Origin of the sequence: Streptomyces sp. PsTaAH-137 (genome assembly GCF_003259365.1) — a bacterium.
GTDB lineage: Bacteria > Actinomycetota > Actinomycetes > Streptomycetales > Streptomycetaceae > Streptomyces.
The window spans coordinates 1-1,891 of sequence record NZ_QLLY01000088.1 but is presented as its reverse complement, the minus strand read 5'-3'; the positions used below and the strand labels follow the sequence as shown (position 1 = coordinate 1,891).

Here is a 1,891-nt window from a genome sequence, read left to right as displayed (position 1 = left end):
CCCCCTGGCGGCCGTGCCCGTCTTCCCGCCCCGCCCGTCGCTGCGGCTGACCGCGGACGTCCTCGCCTATTGCAGCGCCGAACTCCCGCGCTGGAGCACAGCGGCACCTCCCGGCCCCGACGACACCCCGGCCCGGCTTCACGCGACGCCCCGCGCACCACTGCACCCCGCGCCCTGCGCCGCGATTCGGCAGACCGAACGCATCGCCAAGCTCCGCGCCTGGCGATGCGGGGAACGCGTCGTCGACACCCTGACGGCACTGCGCGCGACGGCGGCCGGCGCGGACAACGTCCTCTACCCGATGAAGGACGCCCTGGCCGCCGGTGCCACCGTCGGCGAGGTCCGCACCGCACTCCGCGAGGTGTGGGGCGGCGGATGACGCACGGGGTGCGGCCGGGCGAACGGGGGGCGCCGCGTCAGAGGACCGCGGGCCCAGCCGAACCAGCGAGCGGCCGCGTCCGTTCGGAGCCGGCCGCGATCTGCCGCGTGATGAACGCGTCGATGGCACGCACCGAGCGCAGTTCGTCGGCGTCCGGGATCCAGCCGTCGAGGTCGACGGCGTAGCGGTCGCAGATCCAGGCGACCAGCTGCATGACGCCCATGCTGTCGAGCACGCCGTGGGCCGGCAGATCCTGGTCCGGTTCCACCGTGCCCGCCGACGTCCCGCTGATCTGTGTGGCCAAGAACTCTTCGATCGCCTGGGAGTGACGCATCAGGACTCCTTTGTCTGCCCGGCCCATCGGTTGTATTCCATTCCGCTCGAACGCGACTTGAATGCCGGTGGATCGAGAAAAGCGCTGAGGGTTCGCTGGAGAGCCGGTCGATTGACGGCCGCCTCTCTTGTTGCCTCACGGGCTGGGTGTAATCGTTCGTGGCGGGCTGAACTTCGGGCCCAAGTGTTCTTCCGTGCTGATTCTCCAGGAAGGGTTCTGATGTCCGAGAACGAAATGATAAACCGTGCGGCGGACGGCTGGGACGGCGAGATCGCGGCGAGCGTCTCCGCCGACTGGGACGGCGAGATCGCGGCCAACGTCTCCGCCGACTGGGACAGCGAGATCGCCGCGAACGTCTCCGCCGACTGGGACGGCGAGGCCCTCCTGGACGAGGACCTCCTGAACGCCCAGAGGAACCTCGAGGCCGCCGCGAACGATGACGGGCTCATCGCGGAATGACCCGACGCTGGGGCGCGGGAGAGCCCCGCGTTCCAGCCTCCCGCGAAGACGAACCGTATCTCACCTCGTATCTGAACACCCGTGATATCGGCGGCATTCGGACTTCTCCGGGAGAGGAGACCGCGCCGGGGACGGTGTTCAGGACCGCCGCCATGGAACACGCGCTTCCCGACCTGGTACTGAATCTGGCCCGGGAAATCGAACAGGGCAGTTCCGCGAACACTCGGGAAAAGGTTCATTTCCTCGATCTGAGATCTCCGTCGGAACTGAACGAAAAGCCCGCGCCGTCCGACACCGTGACGGTCCATCGGATACCGCTGCGCGACCCCGACGCCCGACACGTTCCCCCGCCGGCCCGCGGCCCCGAGCACTTCGCCCAGCAGTACGTACGCATGCTGCCGGACGCCGGACGCGCGGTGGAGAGGCTGCTGCGCATCGTCGCCGCGGACACCGGACCGGTCGTCGTCGGCTGCCGGCTCGGCAAGGACCGCACCGGTCTGGTGATCCTGCTCCTGCTGCGGCTGCTCGGAGTGCCGGACCACGACAACCGCGAGGAGTTCGGCCGCACCGGCCGGGCCCTCGCCCGACGCCGCGACTGGCTCGACGGCTACGCCGCACGACGGGGCGAGACGCCCGCCGAAGTGCTGCGCCGCTGCGCCCTCCCACCGGGCGTCCCCCAGCACGTGCTCGACGTCCTGCGCCTGCGAGCCGCACGGGAC

At 70.1% G+C, this 1,891-nt stretch carries 4 protein-coding genes; 3 read left to right on the top strand and 1 reads right to left on the bottom strand.

The genetic code is table 11. The features are described from left to right. A partial coding sequence (locus K377_RS41085; protein WP_237552027.1) for a methylmalonyl-CoA mutase family protein occupies positions 1-379 on the top strand: 379 nt, incomplete at its 5' end. Between the two features lie 37 nt (positions 380-416). On the opposite strand, the gene K377_RS41080 is transcribed toward K377_RS41085, so the two are convergent. After that, positions 417-713 carry an acyl carrier protein gene (locus K377_RS41080; protein ID WP_161195196.1) on the bottom strand — a complete coding sequence of 99 codons (297 nt, stop codon included), beginning with the start codon at positions 711-713 and terminating at the stop codon, positions 417-419. 219 nt (positions 714-932) lie between these two features. On the opposite strand from K377_RS41080, the gene K377_RS41075 reads away from it, so the two are divergent. Beyond that, on the top strand, positions 933-1,172 hold the full coding sequence (locus tag K377_RS41075; RefSeq protein ID WP_111668711.1) for a hypothetical protein: 240 nt from the start codon (positions 933-935) through the stop codon (positions 1,170-1,172). After that, positions 1,169-1,891: tyrosine-protein phosphatase (locus K377_RS41070; RefSeq protein WP_146614877.1), on the top strand; the 723-nt coding region annotated here is incomplete at its 3' end. The genes K377_RS41075 and K377_RS41070, both read left to right, overlap by 4 nt.

Excerpts from the sequence above, each read along its gene's own strand:
- K377_RS41080 (WP_161195196.1), bottom strand. The coding sequence starts at position 713 with ATGCGTCACTCCCAGGCGATCGAAGAGTTCTTGGCCACACAGATCAGC.
- K377_RS41075 (WP_111668711.1), top strand. The coding sequence starts at position 933 with ATGTCCGAGAACGAAATGATAAACCGTGCGGCGGACGGCTGGGACGGC.